The 17224-nt window shown below is 58.9% G+C and carries 18 protein-coding genes; 6 read left to right on the forward strand and 12 right to left on the reverse strand.

Annotated elements, in window-relative coordinates; genetic code table 11:
- Position 1: 1 nt before the first annotated feature.
- From PFLQ2_RS23425 to PFLQ2_RS23390, 8 genes are all read right to left on the reverse strand, one after another.
- A complete protein-coding gene (locus PFLQ2_RS23425; RefSeq protein ID WP_003178061.1) occupies positions 2-976 on the reverse strand; it encodes an amino acid ABC transporter permease in 975 nt (324 codons plus the stop codon).
- 132 nt (positions 977-1108) lie between these two features.
- Entirely contained in the window at positions 1109-2359 is a 1251-nt protein-coding gene (locus tag PFLQ2_RS23420) for a 2-aminoadipate transaminase (protein WP_003178062.1), read from the reverse strand.
- Positions 2360-2658: 299 nt separating this feature from the next.
- Positions 2659-2997, reverse strand: coding sequence for a HopJ type III effector protein (locus PFLQ2_RS23415; RefSeq protein ID WP_003178063.1), 339 nt, complete (start codon positions 2995-2997; stop codon positions 2659-2661).
- Positions 2990-3286 (reverse strand): DUF1244 domain-containing protein, encoded by a 297-nt coding sequence (locus tag PFLQ2_RS23410; RefSeq protein WP_003178064.1) that lies wholly within the window; start codon positions 3284-3286, stop codon positions 2990-2992. The genes PFLQ2_RS23415 and PFLQ2_RS23410 overlap by 8 nt, the downstream gene beginning before the upstream one ends.
- A gap of 39 nt (positions 3287-3325) precedes the next feature.
- Entirely contained in the window at positions 3326-3697 is a 372-nt protein-coding gene (folX, locus tag PFLQ2_RS23405; RefSeq protein ID WP_003178065.1) for a dihydroneopterin triphosphate 2'-epimerase, read from the reverse strand.
- Positions 3698-4258, reverse strand: coding sequence for a GTP cyclohydrolase I FolE (gene folE, locus PFLQ2_RS23400; RefSeq protein ID WP_003178066.1), 561 nt, complete (start codon positions 4256-4258; stop codon positions 3698-3700).
- A 20-nt stretch (positions 4259-4278) separates the two neighbouring features.
- Positions 4279-4989: a dihydromonapterin reductase gene (gene folM, locus PFLQ2_RS23395; protein ID WP_003178067.1), complete on the reverse strand. Its 711-nt coding sequence runs from the start codon at positions 4987-4989 to the stop codon at positions 4279-4281.
- 121 nt (positions 4990-5110) lie between these two features.
- Positions 5111-5671, reverse strand: a complete 561-nt coding sequence (locus PFLQ2_RS23390; protein WP_003178068.1) for an antibiotic biosynthesis monooxygenase — start codon at positions 5669-5671, stop codon at positions 5111-5113.
- 221 nt (positions 5672-5892) lie between these two features.
- Here PFLQ2_RS23390 and PFLQ2_RS23385 point away from each other — a divergent pair, with 221 nt between their 5' ends.
- The gene (locus PFLQ2_RS23385) at positions 5893-6852 is read left to right on the forward strand and encodes a MerR family transcriptional regulator (protein ID WP_003178069.1); all 960 of its coding nucleotides are present in this window, start codon (positions 5893-5895) and stop codon (positions 6850-6852) included.
- Between the two features lies 1 nt (position 6853).
- On the opposite strand, the gene PFLQ2_RS23380 is transcribed toward PFLQ2_RS23385, so the two are convergent.
- Both PFLQ2_RS23380 and PFLQ2_RS23375 read right to left on the reverse strand, forming a co-directional pair.
- Positions 6854-7459: a hypothetical protein gene (locus PFLQ2_RS23380; RefSeq protein ID WP_003178070.1), complete on the reverse strand. Its 606-nt coding sequence runs from the start codon at positions 7457-7459 to the stop codon at positions 6854-6856.
- A gap of 54 nt (positions 7460-7513) precedes the next feature.
- Positions 7514-7990 (reverse strand): PAS domain-containing protein, encoded by a 477-nt coding sequence (locus tag PFLQ2_RS23375; protein ID WP_003178071.1) that lies wholly within the window; start codon positions 7988-7990, stop codon positions 7514-7516.
- Between the two features lie 154 nt (positions 7991-8144).
- Between PFLQ2_RS23375 and PFLQ2_RS23370 the strand changes: the two genes are divergently transcribed.
- The 4 genes from PFLQ2_RS23370 to PFLQ2_RS23355 all read left to right on the forward strand — a co-directional run bounded on the left by PFLQ2_RS23370 (position 8145) and on the right by PFLQ2_RS23355 (position 11581).
- Positions 8145-8600, forward strand: coding sequence for a flavodoxin (locus PFLQ2_RS23370; RefSeq protein WP_003178072.1), 456 nt, complete (start codon positions 8145-8147; stop codon positions 8598-8600).
- 139 nt (positions 8601-8739) lie between these two features.
- Positions 8740-9522, forward strand: coding sequence for a class II aldolase/adducin family protein (locus PFLQ2_RS23365; RefSeq protein WP_003178073.1), 783 nt, complete (start codon positions 8740-8742; stop codon positions 9520-9522).
- Positions 9522-10424, forward strand: coding sequence for an alpha/beta fold hydrolase (locus PFLQ2_RS23360; protein WP_003178074.1), 903 nt, complete (start codon positions 9522-9524; stop codon positions 10422-10424). The genes PFLQ2_RS23365 and PFLQ2_RS23360 overlap by 1 nt, the downstream gene beginning before the upstream one ends.
- Before the next feature lie 245 nt (positions 10425-10669).
- Positions 10670-11581, forward strand: a complete 912-nt coding sequence (locus PFLQ2_RS23355; protein WP_003178076.1) for an SDR family oxidoreductase — start codon at positions 10670-10672, stop codon at positions 11579-11581.
- A gap of 212 nt (positions 11582-11793) precedes the next feature.
- Here the strand turns inward: PFLQ2_RS23355 and PFLQ2_RS27535 are convergent, their stop codons facing one another.
- Entirely contained in the window at positions 11794-12045 is a 252-nt protein-coding gene (locus PFLQ2_RS27535; protein ID WP_033045914.1) for a bacteriocin immunity protein, read from the reverse strand.
- Positions 12045-14786 (reverse strand): S-type pyocin domain-containing protein, encoded by a 2742-nt coding sequence (locus PFLQ2_RS28335; RefSeq protein ID WP_003178078.1) that lies wholly within the window; start codon positions 14784-14786, stop codon positions 12045-12047. The genes PFLQ2_RS27535 and PFLQ2_RS28335 overlap by 1 nt, the downstream gene beginning before the upstream one ends.
- Before the next feature lie 634 nt (positions 14787-15420).
- Between PFLQ2_RS28335 and PFLQ2_RS23350 the strand changes: the two genes are divergently transcribed.
- Positions 15421-17214, forward strand: coding sequence for a DUF1302 domain-containing protein (locus PFLQ2_RS23350; RefSeq protein ID WP_003178079.1), 1794 nt, complete (start codon positions 15421-15423; stop codon positions 17212-17214).
- Positions 17215-17224 lie beyond the last annotated feature (10 nt).

Raw genomic sequence — 17224 nt, forward strand, 5'->3', positions numbered from 1 at the left:
ATCAACCCCTTGCTGTGGATCGATTGACCCGTTTTTCGATACGCGCCTGTACCCGTTCGAGGATGAACGAAAGGGCCCAGTAGATCATCGCTGCGGTGATCAACATCTCCAGGTGTCGGAAGTCTGCACGACCCTGGGTCTTGGCCAGGTACATCAACTCCCAGACGCCAATCACCGACACCAGGGAACTGTCTTTGAGCATGGCGATGAACTGGTTACCGGTGGGCGGGATGATGACGCGCAGGGCCTGGGGCATGACCACCCGGCTCAGGGTCTTGAACGGGCTGATGCCCAGCGCCCGGGAAGCCTCCCACTGGCCCACCGGGATACTCTGGATGCCAGCCCGGAAAATCTCGGTCATGTAGGCGCCGTAGCACAGCGCCAGGGCCAGGATGCCGGCGGGCACCGCGTCGACCACGTAGCCCAGTTGCGGCAGCCCCAGATAGATCAGGTAAATCTGGATCAGCAGCGGTACGCCACGAAAGAACGAGGTATAGAACGAAGCGAGGGCATTGGCCAAGCCGTTGTTCGACAGCTTGGCCACCGCGCCGATCAATGCCAGGACAAAGGCAATCACAATGGCCACGGCGGAAATGTACAGTGTGGTCGCGGCCCCTTGGACGATCAGGAAACCGACCTTTTCGAGAATGAAACTGTAGGACAGGTTGAAAGTATCGAAGAAAGCCAGGAATAGGATCAGCAGTTCGATCCAGACTACCGTGGTCTGCACCTTGAACTTCAAGCGCCCCAGCACGTGGAAGTTCAGCGTGCCCAGCAGGGCGATGGCCAGGCCAGTGGCGATATTGCGGGCGGTCAGGCTGTCCGGCGCGTTGCCCAGCAATGGATGCAGGACCTGGCTGATGGTGCTGTTGCCCAGGTTCGTCAGGTATGAACCGAGGAACAGCAGCACGGCGATGCCGAGCAGAAAGCGAGGATCATTGGACTTTTTCTTATAAATTATATTGTCGTGATACATGACTGCCTCGGGCTTGTGGGTGGCGGCGATCTCATCAGGCTGAAAATGGGAATCGGCCAGTATTGCCAGTCAAAATCCAGTACGACAAGCGAGCAAAATTCGTTACGTCATTCCCTCAGCGCATCCTGATGTTCAGGCCAGTTTCGCAAGGCATGCCTCCAAGATGTCCAGCCCTTCCTCGAGCACGGCTGCCTCAGTCGTCAGCGGCGCCAGCAGCCGGATGATATGCCGCGATTTACCGCTGGGCATCAGCAGCAAACCCGCCTCCCGCGCCAGGGCCAGCAGCTGCGTCAATTGTGCCGCTGCCGGGGTGCCGTCGGCGTGGGCCAACTCGATACCGCGCATGGCGCCGATACCGGTCAGGCGGCCCAGGAAAGGTGACAGCCCACGGCGGCGCCAGGATTCGTAGCGGCTGACGATCGCCTCCTCCTGTTGCGTGCCCCAGGCGTGCAAGTTCGCGTCGGTCATTTCGTCCAGCGTTGCCAGTGCGGCGGCGCAGGCGATGGGGTTGCCTGAATAGGTGCCGCCCAGCCCGCCCTTGGGCAAGTTGTCCAGCAGCGCCTTGCGTCCCATCACCGCGCCGAGGGGGACGCCGCCGGCAATACTTTTACCCAGCAGGACCAGGTCTGGCTCGATGCCCAATCGCGAGAAAGCAAAGCGTTGGCCGGTGCGACCGAAGCCGGACTGGATTTCATCGGCGATCAGCAAAATGCCCTTTTCATCGCAGAACTGCCTCAGGGCCTGGGCGAATGGCACGTCCAGCGCCAGGAAGCCGGCTTCGCCCTGAACCGGTTCAATGATGAAACAGGCGACGTCATTCACGTCGATCTCAACGCTGAACAGCCGTTCCATGGCCTTCAGGGCCTCGGCGCAGGTTACACCGTTGTCCTGGCTTGGATAGGACAGGTGATAGACCGGCCCGGGCAGCACGCCGACTCTCTGTTTATAGGGCGCGACCTTGCCATTGAGGTTGAGGGTGGCCAGGGTACGACCGTGGAACGCGCCGTCAAACGCAATGACGGCGGTGCGTCCCGTGGCGCCGCGTACGATCTTCAAGGCGTTTTCCGCTGCCTCTGCGCCGCTGTTGGTGAGCATGCCGCTGATCGGATAACTCACCGGGACAAACGCCGCCAGGCGCTCCATCAACTGGATGTAAGGGGCATGAGGTGCTGCGTTGAACGCATAGTGGGTGAGCCGGGTGGCTTGTTCGCGGATGGCCTCGACGACACGCGGGTGGCAATGGCCGAGGTTCAACACACCGATGCCGCCGACGAAATCGATGTAGCGCTTGCCATCGCTGTCCCAGACTTCGGCATTTTTACCGTGGTTCAGGCAAACAGGGTGAACGATAGAGATCGACTGGCTGATGGTGTCGCTGTTCATGGATGACGGCTCGCAAGGCAAGAAGGCTTGCGATATTCAAGCCGCGAGCGGAGGGGCCCGGCAAACGAAATAAAGTTGCCGGGTCAATCTTAAAAGTCGGGATGTAGGCGCGGTGTCGCATTAGGGTTACGCAACCCGTGGCGAGGGAGCTTGCTCCCGCTGGGGCGCGCAGCGGCCCTCAAACCAGGCAACGCGGTGTATCGGGCCAATTGAGTTTGACTGTTTGGGTCTGCTGCGCAGCCCAGCGGGAGCAAGCTCCCTCGCCACAAAAGCGGATCTCACCACACAGGCAGGGTTGATCAGCGCCGTTGCAGCGGCTGCGCCTCGAATTTCACCCCCGCCAACCCATGGACCATCAGCGCACGGATATTGCCGTGATCGCTGCCTTCGGGCGTGGCCAGCACCGAGCGGTAATGTTCGCCAAACGCCAGGAGTGCTTCTTCATCGCTCAAGCCTTCGAGCAGCGCCAGGCCCAGGGTCTTGCACGAACCTTCGTTCTGCCCGGCAGCGTTTTCTACGCCGCCGTTGTTGAACGCCTGTGGCTGGTAGTCGTAGCCGGCGGCGATAAAGGCCAAGGTGTCGGCAAAGAGGTGTTCGCCGCTCTTGAGGCGGGTTCGCAGGGCATTCAGATCAAGCATCGGGTTTTCCTTTGGCGAACGCCGCTTGTTGTTCGGCGCTGGCTTCTTGCTGGTATTGGGCTTTCCATTCGGCGTACGGCATGCCGTAGACCACTTCGCGGGCGTCGTCGAGGCTGACCTCGATCTGGCGCTCATCGGCGGCGGCCTTGTACCACTTGGACAGGCAGTTGCGGCAGAAACCGGCGAGGTTCATCAGGTCAATGTTCTGCACATCCTTGCGGCTGTCCAGATGAGTGACCAGCCGGCGGAAAGCGGCGGCTTCGAGTTCGAGGCGTTCTTGAGGAGACATAGGACTCACTGCGAATGTAAGGATAGGGGTAGCTTGCGGCTAGCGGCTTGCAGCCAAGGTGATCGAGACCGACTCGGCAAATCGCAAGGCGTGGGGCTTGTCGACTTCGACCTCGGCGTACAGCACCGATTCGTTGGCCATGACCAGGTCGAGCAATTCCTGGGTCAGGCGTTCGAGCAGGGCGAAGCGATTGCCTTCCACGTGGGCGATGATCGCCTTGGTGATGGTGCGGTAGTTCAGCGCATGATCGATGTCGTTATCGCGGACTGCCTCCTGTGCTGCATACAGGATGGTCAGGTTGATCAGCACGTCCTGCTTGTTGAGGATTTCGTCCTCATTGATGCCGATGAAGGTGCGCAGGCGCAGGTCCTTGACCTTGATGCGTGCCATGGCTGGCTGAAGTTGTGGCATTTATTTGCTCCGTCGAATCAATTGCAAGAACTCCTGGCGGGTGGTGCTGGACTCGCGAAAGGCGCCGAGCATCACCGAGGTGTTCATGGTCGAGTTCTGTTTTTCGACACCGCGCATCATCATGCACATGTGTTGGGCTTCGATCACCACCGCCACGCCGGCGGCCTGGGTGACCTGTTGCACCGCGTCGGCGATCTGCCGGGTAAGGTTTTCCTGGATTTGCAGGCGGCGCGCGAACATATCCACCAATCGGGCGATCTTCGACAGTCCCAGGACCTTGCCCGTAGGAATATAAGCCACATGGGCCTTGCCGATGAAGGGCAACAGGTGATGTTCGCACAGCGAATACAGCTCGATGTCGGCGACGATGACCACTTCATCGCTGTCCGAGGCAAACAGGGCGCCGTTGACGATCTGCTCGACACTTTGTTCATAGCCGTTGCACAGGTACTGCATCGCCTTGGCCGCCCGTACCGGGGTGTCCAGCAAGCCCTCGCGCTCCGGGTCTTCGCCCAGGCCAATGAGGATCTCGCGGTAGTTCTGGGGCAGGGATAGCGTCATGGTGCATCCTCGGGGCAGGGCTATTTGACGTGCCGCCCGCCGTTGACGGTCAGGGTCGTGCCGGTGACGTAGGGATTGTCCAGCAAGTAACGCAGGCTTTGGTAGACCACTTCGCTGCCGGGTTCGATGCCCAGGGCGGACTTGGCCAGGGCCTTGGCACGGTAGGCCGCGTCGTCCTCGGGGTTGAACAGTAGCAGGGCCGGGGCGATGCCATTGACTTTGATGGCGGGCGCGAACTTCGCCGCGAACGACAGGGTCAGGCTTTCCAGGCCGGCCTTGGTGGCGCAATAGGCGATATGCCGACTGCTGCCCTTGCGTGTCACATCATCGCCGATATGCACGATGTCCGCTGGCGTCGAGCGCCGCAGCAGTTCGGCGCAATGCAGGTTGATCAGGTAGGGCGCAAGCATATGCACACTGAACATGGCGTTGAACGCCGCTGCCTCACTGCCCGGATTTTCGGCCAGCCAGGCCGAGGCGTTGTGCACGACAGCCCGCAGTCGGTCGGTGTGCTGCTTGAGCTGTTCGATAAAGGCCAGTATCCCCGCTTCACTGGAGAAATCAGCGAAGAGCATGATCGCTCCCAGCTCACGCAGCGTTTGCACGCCGGGACGTTCGGTGCGATAGGTCGCGATCACCGGTTGGCCGTCTTCCAGCAACCGTCGGGCGCAATGCAGCCCGACGCGCTGGGCTGCGCCGGTGATCAGGATCGGGGCGGTGGCGCTGGACATGGGTGGGCTCGGTTCACTGCAAAAGCAAAACTATAACAGCGACGCCGGGCGCGTCCTATGTACAAAGGTCAATCCGGTCGCGACTCAACTGCCCACAGGAATACTGTTGAGGCTGCTGGCATCAATGATTCTGAGCGGCCGGCTGCGTCCGTCGTGGCGTGCCGTTGAGCCAGTTCGCCAACAGATGAGTGGACATCGGAATAAACAGGTAGACCATCAATGGCGTCAGCACCAGCGTACTGATGAACACCCGGCTCAGCAGGCCCAATTCACCCAGCAGCGGGCCCAGCAGGAAATTGAACAACAGCGACACGGGGAAGAACGCGAGCCAGATCGCCACGGCCTGTTTCCAGCGCGGCGGCCGCTGGCCGACGGTACCGAACCAGCCATCGATACCACGAACCCGATGTTCGGAGGGATGGGCAAACAGATCACCGCCCCGTCCCAGCCAGGCCGTGCGGGACGCCGAGTGTTCCCAGGCGTGCAGGGTCTGCTCGTCGGCAAAGCGGAAAATAATCTGGAATTCGTCGTCCTGGGGCGGTGGCGCGAGGACGCCCGAGCCCAGGTAGCCGGGGAAATCGGTGGCCAATTGTTCGCCTTCGCGCAGCCAGGCGATCAGGTCTTGATAGCGGCCATTGGCGACGCGGCGGGCCACCATCAACGTGACGGGTGAGGTAGACATTTTGTATCTCCGTAAAACAGGCGCGGTGCTCCGGATAGGAGGTTCGCGGGGGACGCCCCGGGGTGGTGGGTAGCGTCTGGTCGCCAAAAAACAGGCAAGGATTATTCCCGATTGCGCGCAAAACAACAAAACCGCACGTCAAAGGCCGTTTGTTGTTGTAATGACGTGTCGGAGTGGGAGTAAACTGGGATCCAATTTGCCAGTCGGATTTGTCTGCCAAAATGAGCGTAAACACAGAAGACAACCTTGTTCTGCTGGCATCCGGTGCCTTGAAACGCGAGGAACTGTTCCCCATTCGCGAAGTGGCGCGCTTGACCGGCGTGAACCCAGTGACGCTTCGCGCATGGGAGCGGCGCTACGGTCTGATCCAGCCTACTCGCACCGAAAGCGGGCACCGTCTGTATTCTCTGGGCGATATCGAAAAAGTGCGCAACATCCTGGCCTGGATCGAGCGCGGCGTGGCGGTGAGCAAAGTCGGTAAGATCCTGGCAAAGACCGAGTCGGTGCAACCGGTCTCCACGCTGATCTCGTCCGATCTGGTCAGGGCCGATTATGCCCAGTGGCAGCAACAGGTGATGGACGCGGTTGGCAAGTTTGACGATGTGGAAATGGATCGTGTCTACGGGCAGATTTTTTCCACCTACGCCGTGCCGATCGTATTCCAGGACATCCTGCTGCCCATCTGGCGGCAATTGCTGCAACGCCAGCAGGAATTCGGCCGGACCAGCGAGTGGGTATTCTTCGACGGCTTCCTGCGTTCGCGCATTATCCAGCGGCTTTTGCTCAAGCGTGAAGGCTATTCGCCGCGTGTGCTCATCTGCGGCATTTCCGGCCAGTGCCGTGAGTTGGACCTGCTGGTCGCGGCGCTGTTCCTTTCCAAGGCTGAGGTGGGCGTCCGGCTCTTGGCGATCGGCTTGCCCTTCGACGAGTTGACCCTGGTTTGCCAGAAGATCCAGCCTTTGGCGCTGGTGCTGGTGTCCAACCACGCGCCGGTCCCTGATTTACCGAAGCGCCTCTCGAGGTTGGCGATGAGCCTGGATTGTCCGTTGATGTTGGCTGGTGATGCGTCCGAGTTGGCACAGGATGCCCTGGCTGGGTCGTCGATCGCCTGTTTGGGGAATGAGGGAACCATGATGCCCCGGCGCCTGCGTCAATTTTTGGCGGGCAACCTGGACACCTGAATCAGAGGTGCATGGTCGGATGGGTCAAACGATGTTGCTGCAGGATGTATTGGCGCAGGCGCTCGGTCTCGTCTTGATCATTCTGGCTCAGGTGATAGGCGAACAACCCTTGGTCCGTTTCCCGCTCAAAGACGCCTCGCAACGAAATTCTCTCGTAGCCTGACGGGCTGAACCACAAAGAAAACTGCCTGGGTGGCTTGGCGCGACTGCGACTCTCCAAGAGGACGCCTTTACAGGAGACTTCGTGGACCCAGAGGGGCCCCGGTTGGCCCTTGATGTTTTCCAGGGCTACGGGCTCGTCGAGCGTCAGGCGCCACGGGCGGATTTTCGGCCCGTCTTCATAGATGCTCGGAACGCCCAGGCGCAAGTGCATCGCATGGAATTCGTCTTCTACCAGGTGCAACGGAAAGGTCATTTGCTGATTTTCGAAATTGGCTTGTAGCGTGACCTGCTCGTTTGCCGCCAGGCGCGTCAGCAGGTCACGGATCTGCGATCCACCATTCACCAGCAGGCTCGACGTGACATCCCGTTCGTTCAACTGCGGGTTGTGCTGCATGGTGCGGATGAAATCCAGTTCATCCTGGGTGAGAAGGGCGTCACGCTGCATGATCTGCTCGAAATAAAAATTTACGTTTTCACTGGTGATTGTAGTGACTGACCATTAATTCGGGGTTTTGTTTGAACCGTTCGTCGCTTCAAGACGGGCAATTGTCTCCCGCGCGTCGGCCAGGTCCTTTTCGAGCTGGATGACCCGTTGTTGAGCCTTGACCTGGGCGGTGACATCTTTTTGCACACCTACGAAATAAGTGCGCCCATCAGCTTCGTTTTTTACCGTGGACAGTGACAGCTCGTTCCAGAACGGAGTGCCGTCCTTGCGGTAATTGCGCAGCACTTCGCGACAGGCTCCGCCTTCCTTCAACGCCTTGCGGATGTGTTCCAAGGACGGCTGGTCGCGATCGCCCGATTGCAGGAACCGGCAATCTTGGTAGAGGACTTCATCGCGGTGATAGCCGGTCAGTCGTTCGAAGGCCGGATTGACATAAATGAGGATGTTGTCTTCGTCGCCTTCTTGTTCAGCGACGACAATTCCGTCGTTAGATGCATTGATGACCAGTTGCATCAGTTGAGCGTTGATCATGGAGAACCCCTCTGCACGTCCCTGTTGAAGCAGCATTCTAGAAGAAAGCCGGGGGCTGTCTACTGGCCATTACCGGTATTGAGAGCCATTCGCGGCTTTGTGGGCGCAACTGTTACCATGACGGCTCTTTTATACAGTTTCAGGGAACAGATTGATGAAAGTCGCCATCCTTTCCGGCTCGGTTTATGGCACCGCTGAAGAAGTCGCCCGGCATGCTGCCAAGCTGCTTCTTGAAGCCGGGTTCCAAGCCTGGCACAACCCCCGTGCCACCTTGGCGGAGATACAAGCGTTCGGCCCGCAGGCTCTGCTGGCGGTGACCTCGACCACGGGCATGGGCGAGTTGCCTGACAGCTTGATGCCGTTGTATTCGAACATTCGCGATCAGCTCCCAGCTTTTTTTCGTGGCTTGCCCGGCGCGGTGATCGGCCTGGGCGATGCCAGTTACGGCGATACCTTCTGCGCGGGTGGCGAGCAGATGCGCGAACTGTTCGCCGAGCTGGGGGTGCACGAGGTGTTGCCGATGCTGCGCCTGGATGCCAGCGAAAGTGTAACGCCGGAAACCGACGCCGAGCCTTGGCTGGCTGAATTGGTCGGTGCGCTGCGCTCTTGAGTCGTTTGGCTGACCCGCTCGGTCAGTAAGCTGGCTGCCAATGCAACTACCGCTGCTGGAGGAGCTGACTAGACTGGTTTTCTTGCATATGAAGTCTTGATGACAGGATTCCTATAATAAGAAACCAGAGGTCAGAGCCGTGAGCGTAGCGCCCCTCCAAACGACACCCAGCGTCAAGGAACAGGTCAGTGCGGCCGAGTGGCAAACCCGGGTGGATCTTGCCGCCTGTTATCGGCTTGTCGCACTGCATGGGTGGGATGACCTGATCTTCACCCACATTTCCGCGAAAGTCCCCGGCACCGAGGATTTCCTGATCAACCCGTTCGGGTTGATGTTCCATGAAATCACCGCTTCCAGCCTGGTCAAAGTCGACCAGGCCGGTAACAAGCTGATGGACAGCCCCTACGAAATCAACCCGGCGGGCTACACCATCCACAGCGCGGTCCATGAGGTGCGCCATGACGTGGCCTGCGTGCTGCATACGCACACCGCGTCCGGCGTTGCGGTCTCGGCACAGAAGCAAGGCGTGTTGCCGATCAGCCAGCAATCGCTGTTCGTGCTGTCGAGCCTGGCCTATCACGCTTACGAAGGGGTGGCCTTGAACCATGAGGAAAAGGCGCGCTTGCAGGCGGACCTGGGCGAAAGCAACTTCCTGATGCTGCACAACCATGGCTTGCTGACGTGCGGCGGCACCATCGCCGATACCTTCCTGATGATGTTCACTTTTCAGCGGGCCTGCGATATTCAGGTCATGGCACTGAACGGCGGGGCCGAATTGATAGCCATTGAACCGCAGATCCTGGCCGGCGCCCGGGCGATGATCGCCGGCGTAACCAAAAGCGCCCAAGGCATGGGTGGCGCGCTGGCCTGGCCAGCGCTGCTGCGCAAGCTCGATCAGCAAGACGGCGGGTATAGAAACTGATGCACCCTGCCCAGATCCCCCTGCGTATCTGGCGCCAGCGTAGCCAGACCTTCATGTTTCGCGGCCATGCCATCCGTTATTGGGTCGCGGGCCAGGGCGAGCCACTGCTGCTGATCCATGGTTTCCCCACGGCCAGTTGGGATTGGCATTACCTGTGGCAGCCGTTGGCACAGCGCTACCGTGTAATAGCATGCGATATGCTCGGGTTCGGCGATTCCGCCAAGCCCATCGACCATACCTACAGCCTGTTGGAGCAGGCGGATCTGCAACAGGCTTTGCTGGCGCATCTGAAAGTGAGCCAAACGGTGCATGTGCTGGCCCATGACTATGGGGACAGCGTCGCCCAGGAGCTCATCGCGCGGCACTACGAAGCGCGTATCCAGCTCGCCAGTTGCGTCTTTCTCAATGGCGGTCTCTTCCCGGAGACCCATCGCCCCGTACTGGTCCAGAAACTGTTGCTCAGCCCCCTGGGCTGGTTACTCGGCCGGGCGTTCTCCCGACAAAGCCTGGCGAAAAGCTTCCGCGAGATTTTCGGTCCCGACAGTGCCCCCACTGAAAGCGAGCTGGATGATTTCTGGAGCCTGATACAAACCCATCATGGCCCAAGGATCATGCACAAGCTCATCGCCTATATTCCCGAACGACGGGTGCAGCGTGACCGCTGGGTGCGGGCGATGCAGCGCGGCGAAATACCGTTGCGGGTGATCGACGGCGCGCTCGATCCGATTTCCGGTGAACACATGGTGGCGCGCTACGAGGCCCTGATCCCGAACCCCGATACGGTGTTGCTACCCGATATCGGCCACTACCCGCACACCGAGGCGCCGTTGCAGGTACTCAAGCATTACCTGGCGTTTCGCGAAAACATCGCCGCGCCACACAGGCAGTTGGCCTGCTCATGACCCTGGCAGGCAGGCCTTCGGGCGTTTACGAGACCACATTCCACCGTAGATCCCTTGTGGGATCGAGCTTGCTCGCGATAGCGGTACGTCTGCCAGCAGCCAATCGAATGCGCCGCCGTGGCCTGGGCCCGCATCATCCCCCCGCCTTATCGCCCACCATTCACTCGCAATCGTGTTGATTGTGACCGGCTGATTTGTGCCGGACACTCGTGCCCATTGTCCTGTCGGCCTGCTGGAGTTCTGCCATGAATGAGTCTGTGCGCTTCGAAGATAAAGTCGTGATCGTCACGGGGGCCGGCGGTGGCCTGGGCCGTGCCCATGCGCTGCTGTTCGCCAGGCAAGGGGCGAAGGTGCTGGTCAACGACCTCGGCGGCTCCGCGCAGGGCGAAGGTGCCAACGCCACGGCGGCGGACAAGGTGGTCGCCGAGATCCGCGAGGCTGGCGGCATTGCCGAGGCCAACCACGACTCGGTTACCGACGGCGACAAACTTGTACAGAATGCCCTCGATGCCTTTGGCCGGGTCGACGTGGTGGTCAACAACGCCGGGATCCTGCGGGACAAGACCTTTCACAAGATGGACGACGCCGACTGGGACCTGGTCTATCGCGTCCATGTCGAAGGCGCTTACAAAGTCACCCGCGCCGCGTGGCCTCACCTGCGCGAGCAAAACTATGGACGGGTGATTTTCACCGCTTCCACCTCGGGCATCTACGGCAACTTCGGCCAATCCAACTACGGCATGGCCAAGCTCGGTCTTTATGGCCTGACCCGCACCCTCGCCATCGAAGGCCGCAAGAACAACATCTTGGTCAATGCCATCGCCCCCACCGGCGGCACCCGCATGACCGAAGGCCTGATCCCACCGCAGGTGTTCGAGCAGCTCAAGCCTGAACTGGTCAGCCCGTTGGTGGTGTACCTGGCGAGTGAAACCTGTCAGGAAACCTCCGGCCTGTTCGAGGTCGGCGGCGGCTGGATGGGCAAGGTGCGCTGGGAGCGCAGCCTGGGGACGGGCTTCGATCCTCGCAAAGGTTTTTCGCCCGAAGATGTCGCCGCTCATTGGCAGCAGATCTGTGATTTCGAGGATGCGGTGCATCCGAACGATAATCTTGAAGCGTTGAAGGAAATGATGGCGAATCTGCAGCGTTACGCTGTTTAGCCCGTTGCCTCGACCGCTTGCCGTCGTCAACGGCAACGACGGTCAGGGAAAGTATTTCTTCACCAAGGCCGTCCGGTTCGCGGCGGTCTCGATAGAGCACGGGTTTATCCCGTACGGCTTCTGTTGCGGGTTATTGGGGCACCGCTCTTGTATGATCAATGAACCCTTTCGCTGCATCTATCAGCAGCGAAAGGGCGCAGATTTAAACAGGCTCAGGGCTGCTTGAAGCCTGGTTTTCCGTTGGCCGCGCGCCAGTTTTTTATCTCGTCGACTATCGCCTCAGAGCTTTCCTTGCCAGGCTCGGGATAAAATAGAAGATCCGATCCTGCGGGGTGCTCTGAGATTCTCTCGAATTCTAGTACTGCATCGACATCGGCTTCTTCTGAAGGATAGTTGCCCTCTGAAATTTCTATTACAAATGCGAGGAACTCTTTCTCGGTTATGTCTGTTATTGAGTTTTTCATTACTTGCGCTCTCTATGAATTTCAATGTGTCTTTTAGGGGTGATGAGAGTAATGTTGTCGATATCGTAAACTTGACCATTTAAGGAGATGAAATGTTTGTGGTGAAGTTCATATCTTGTTCGGGCGCCAATTTTTTCAGCTTTCCTGACGTAGGCGGAGCGTCCTTTCTCCATACGAACCCGATTGCGTAAATTAAACTGTTGAGAAAGTATAGGATCCCCAGCGACGGCTTTCCAAAAAGCCTCCCGAAACCCCCTGAAATTCCTGAATTCCTTCCCTCTCAACTGTTCCGCAATCTGCGACGGAATAGGTGCCCCTTCTCCTTTTGATGCTGCATCCGCCCATATCCCTGAAACGGGAGTACCACTGCCCAGTGCAACCCCAGGATCTTCCCGCCGATCCCTGAACATGACGTACAGAGGCGGCAGGCCTGAGTCGATTGGGAAGACGAAAATATAATCATCGAAGCTGTTTACGGTTATTTCGGGGAACGGATCGATCCTTCCCGAAATGGGCATAACCGATGCGCCTGTATAAACAGGCGGGGCAGGCGGTTCGGCGGGAGGCGCGGTGGAACTGTTTGCGGGTTGAACGACCGGCGTCCACGTCAAAGTTCTGGGTGGGGTTTCTTCAGTTTTAGCGATGTAGAGGTTCTGTTGCGCGTTATAGGTAACGGGCGCCACTCGGACTTTCGACGGGTGGGTTACACCATCAGTGTTGATCACCAGGATCTCTGGCTGGTCATCCGCTGCTTCTTGGGAAGTGAGGCGTACCGGCAAGTCAACGACTCCGTCGGCCGCCGCGATTGCATGCAAGTCGTGGTGATGTGTCGGCGCGAGCTCGGAAAGTGGCGTGCTGAACGCATATCGCTCGGGTAATTCACCGTTCGCCAGCTTGGGTGAATAGAGCAGCGCGCCAAAACCCGCCAAGGCCGGCCCTGCCACTGCCGTGAGCGATTCGACAGCCATGGTGACTGCGGCTCGTAGCGCAGCCTGGATAGCCAAGGTTGCTTCCGGGCTTATGGCCAGGCTACTGCCGACGAGTGTGAACACCGGACCGGCTGCGGCTGACGCTCCCGGTATTGAATATGCGCGCCCCGCCAGGACTTGTTCCAGTGCTTGTGCCTGGGCTACGCGTAGGGTCTCGGCTTCGGCCGCCTTGCGTGCTTCTTCCGCGGATACCCATTCATCAGAACTGTTAAAGACGGTATAAATCGGTGGAATACCCGACTCGACTGGGAACACCGTGACGAACCCGCTGCCAAAATCATAATCCTCTAGCTCCGGTTCCTCCGCTAACCAGTTGATAGAGGCCCAAGGGCTCCTGCCCTCATAGAGAACAATATTTGGGACGCTAAAAGGCCGAGTCGTAGATGCGTCGGTCCCTTTTACGATGGGCGTCCAGGTCATCCTGATAGACGAGCCGTCCGGACTGTAGGACCTATAGACATTGTTGTGGGGGTCGAGTGTCGCAAGCCTGATCGGCACGCTGGAGGGTACCGATGTTCCGTCGGCGCCCGCCACGACGAAATCCATTTCGTGATTGGTGGTCACTGAGCCCAAGACAACCGGGAGATCGATTTCTCCTTTTGATACTGCAACTGCAAGTAAATCATTGGCGTTGTCGGGTACAAACTCTGATAGCGGAACACTCAGGGCGTAGCGTTCTCCGTTGCCAAGCTCTGACGGGTCGACAAGTGTTGCAAAGCCTGCGACGGCGGGTAACGCTGTTGCTGCAACCGCTTCTAGGATCGCCGAAACCGCGGAGCGTAACTCATCCGCGATACCCGAGGCGGTCACAGGGTTGGGAGCAAGACTCCCTCCTGCAATTGTAAATACGGGGCCGGCGGCTGCGGCGGAGCCCGATACGGGAAATGTACGGGTAGCCCGGTCTGGTTTACGTGCCTTCTGAACTTCTGCCTGGCGCCTCGCTTCTTCCGCGTCCCGTTCTGCAATGCGGGCCCATCTTTCGGCCTCCCATAACGCCATGGCGGCCTCGTGGGCTTGTTTAGCCGCTACTGTTGCGGCAACCTGTGCAATCCGTGCTTGTTCTTCAGCAGCGCGTTTAGCCTCGGCTTCGGCTGCCTTGCGCGCCTGTTCCTGTGCCAGGCGTTCGGCTTCCGCTTGGGCCCTTGCCTGAGCCTCTGCGGCTGCTTTCGCGTTTGCCTCGGCAATGGCTTTGTTGTGTGCGGCTAAGCGAGCATCCATTAGCTTGATTTGCTCAGCCAGAAACTTCGCCTCGTACGCCGCAGCATAAGAGACATTCCACTTGGAAATGGCATTGTAATAAGCCCTTTGTCCTCCACGACGGCCAATGAGCTCGAAACCTTTATAACGTGCGTCTTGAGTTTTGTGTGTCAGTGGATCATGACCATAATAAAGATTAGCTATTGCTATGTGTTGTTGATGGTCTGTCCTCGCTTTGAAAAGTTGTAATTTGAGTGTTCGCAATTCAATTTCGATCGCATCGGTTCCAGGAGGAACCACCGCAGCAACGGCCGCTCTTGTTTTTGCGAGTTCGGCGTTGGTTATATTAATGATATTGCCGATATTTTCGTTGAAAAGTTCTTCCGTGGATGTGTTGCTTTCCTCCAGCCAATCATAGGCATAATCCATGGCGTCGTAGGCACGATCGGAGTGGTCTGGGCCTGATACGCGACTTGCGCTAAATCCAAACCCGTCAGATGACGAAGGTGTGCGAGGTATACCTCTATTCACAAGGATGTTTTTTTCTTGCTGCATATCGAGTTCCTTTCGAATCGAATCTGAATAGCCAAACCGTCATTCAGCACGTACGGTCGTTCGTGGCTATTTGCGTAGCCCCCCATCCTGGGCGACCAAGGAAACTATAAGTTCGATCTCTAAATGCAGGCAGGTGAGCCTTTCCGACAATAACGTAGGAAACAAGAAGTTTTAACTCGGAAATAACCCCACATAAAAAAGGCCGCTGCAAAAAGCAGCGGCCTAAGGCATGACGTTGCAAAGGAGCTACAAATCAACGTCGGTAAAACACGGGATGACGGACCGATACACCAGCCCATCCGAATGACGGTGCGCCAGGCATGAGGGATGCCGCGGCGACTTGTGCTTGCAGGCCCGTTGCCCTGCAAGCCCGGCCAGCATAGGCATCGAGCCCAGCGGGAAACAGCCCGGATCCGGACATGCACCGTTGCAGGGCGTGTAACAGTAGCAGGTGCCGCATGAATATGCGCGGCGCTGATAGTCCATCATCCAGAGCGTCCATGCGCAGCGCAAAGGCCCGTCTCGCATGGGCTGTAATCCTTTTTAGGTACAGCGCGAATACCTCCTTGGTGCGCTTATCGCCCATGGCGTGCGGCAGTAGGGTGAAGCCTCTGTCACTCACCGGGGAAGACGCATGACAACAATAACAATGCGCGCCATCTTCAAGCCGCAGGCGCTGGCCGCCGCGGTGGCCTTGGGCTGCTGTGCCCAGGCGCAGGCCGTTTCATTCAACATTGGCGAGATCGAGGGTCAGTTCGACTCGTCGCTGTCCGTGGGCGCGAGCTGGGGCATGCGCGATGCCGACAAGGATCTGGTGGGCACGGTCAATGGCGGCAGGGGCCAGTCCTCCACCGGCGATGATGGGCGGCTGAACTTCAAGAAGGGCGAGACCTTTTCCAAAATCTTCAAAGGCCTGCACGACCTTGAACTCAAGTACGGCGACACCGGTGTGTTCGTGCGGGGCAAGTATTGGTATGACTTCGAACTCAAGGACGAAGGTCGCGAATTCAAGGACATCAGCGACAGCAACCGCAAGGAAGGCGCCAAGTCGTCCGGCGCGCAGATTCTCGATGCCTTCGTCTATCACAACTACTCCATCGCCGATTTGCCGGGCACCGTGCGGGCCGGCAAGCAGGTGGTCAGTTGGGGGGAAAGTACCTTCATCGGCAACTCCATCAACAGCATCAACCCGGTGGACGTATCCGCGTTCCGTCGCCCGGGTGCGGAGATCAAGGAAGGCCTGATCCCGGTGAACATGCTGTTCGCTTCCCAGGGTCTGACCGACAAGCTCACCGTCGAAGGTTTTTATCAACTGGAGTGGGACCAGACGGTTGTGGATAACTGCGGCACCTTCTTCGGTAACGATGTGGTGGCCGATGGCTGTACGACCGGTTACACCGTTGGTAGCCCGGCGATTGCGCCATTCGTGCCATTGACGCGTGCGTTCGGCCAGGAAATCCAAGTGAACCGCGAAGGGGTCGTCGTTGCCCGTGGCGGCGACCGCGATGCCCGGGATTCCGGCCAGTGGGGCACAGCGTTGCGCTGGCTCGGCGATGATACCGAGTACGGCCTGTACTTCATGAATTACCACAGCCGCACGCCTACCGTCGGGACCACAACGGCGGGGCTCTCGACCTTGGCAGCGTTGCCGGGAATGGTCGGGATTGCCAACGGCCTGGCCCCTGGCAGCGGCGCGGGCCTGGCCCAGAGCGTGATGCTGGGACGCGGTCAGTATTACCTTGAATACCCGGAAGACATTCGCCTGTACGGCGCCAGTTTCTCCACCACGCTGCCCACCGGTACCGCGTGGACTGGGGAAATCAGCTACCGCCCCAACGCCCCGGTGCAGATCAATACCAACGACCTGACCCTGGCGCTGGTCAACCCCATCGCCGGCGGCGCGGCATCGCCGATTGCAACCACGCCGGGTGCGGATAACACCGGTTACCGGCGCAAGGAAGTGACCCAGATCCAGAGCACCATGACCCACTTTTTCGACCAAGTGCTGGGCGCTGATCGCCTGACCGTGGTCGGCGAGGCGGCGGTGGTGCACGTCGGTGGGCTGGAGTCCAAGGACAAGCTGCGTTATGGCCGTGATTCGGTCTACGGTCAGTACGGGTTTGGCGGCGACACCGATGGCTTTGTCACCTCGACTTCCTGGGGCTATCGCGCCCGGGCGATCCTCGACTATTCCAACGTCATTGGCGGCGTGAACTTCAAGCCCAACGTGTCGTGGTCCCACGATGTGGCCGGTTACGGCCCCAACGGCCTGTTCAACGAAGGCGCCAAGGCCATCAGCGTCGGTGTCGATGCCGACTACCGCAACACCTACACCGCCAGCCTGAGCTACACCGACTTTTTTGGCGGCGACTACAACGTCCTTGAAGACCGCGACTTCCTCGCGTTGAGCTTCGGCGTGAACTTCTGATCTGGCTGAC

It is taken from the genome of Pseudomonas fluorescens Q2-87, assembly GCF_000281895.1.
GTDB classification, from domain to species: domain Bacteria; phylum Pseudomonadota; class Gammaproteobacteria; order Pseudomonadales; family Pseudomonadaceae; genus Aquipseudomonas; species Aquipseudomonas fluorescens_S.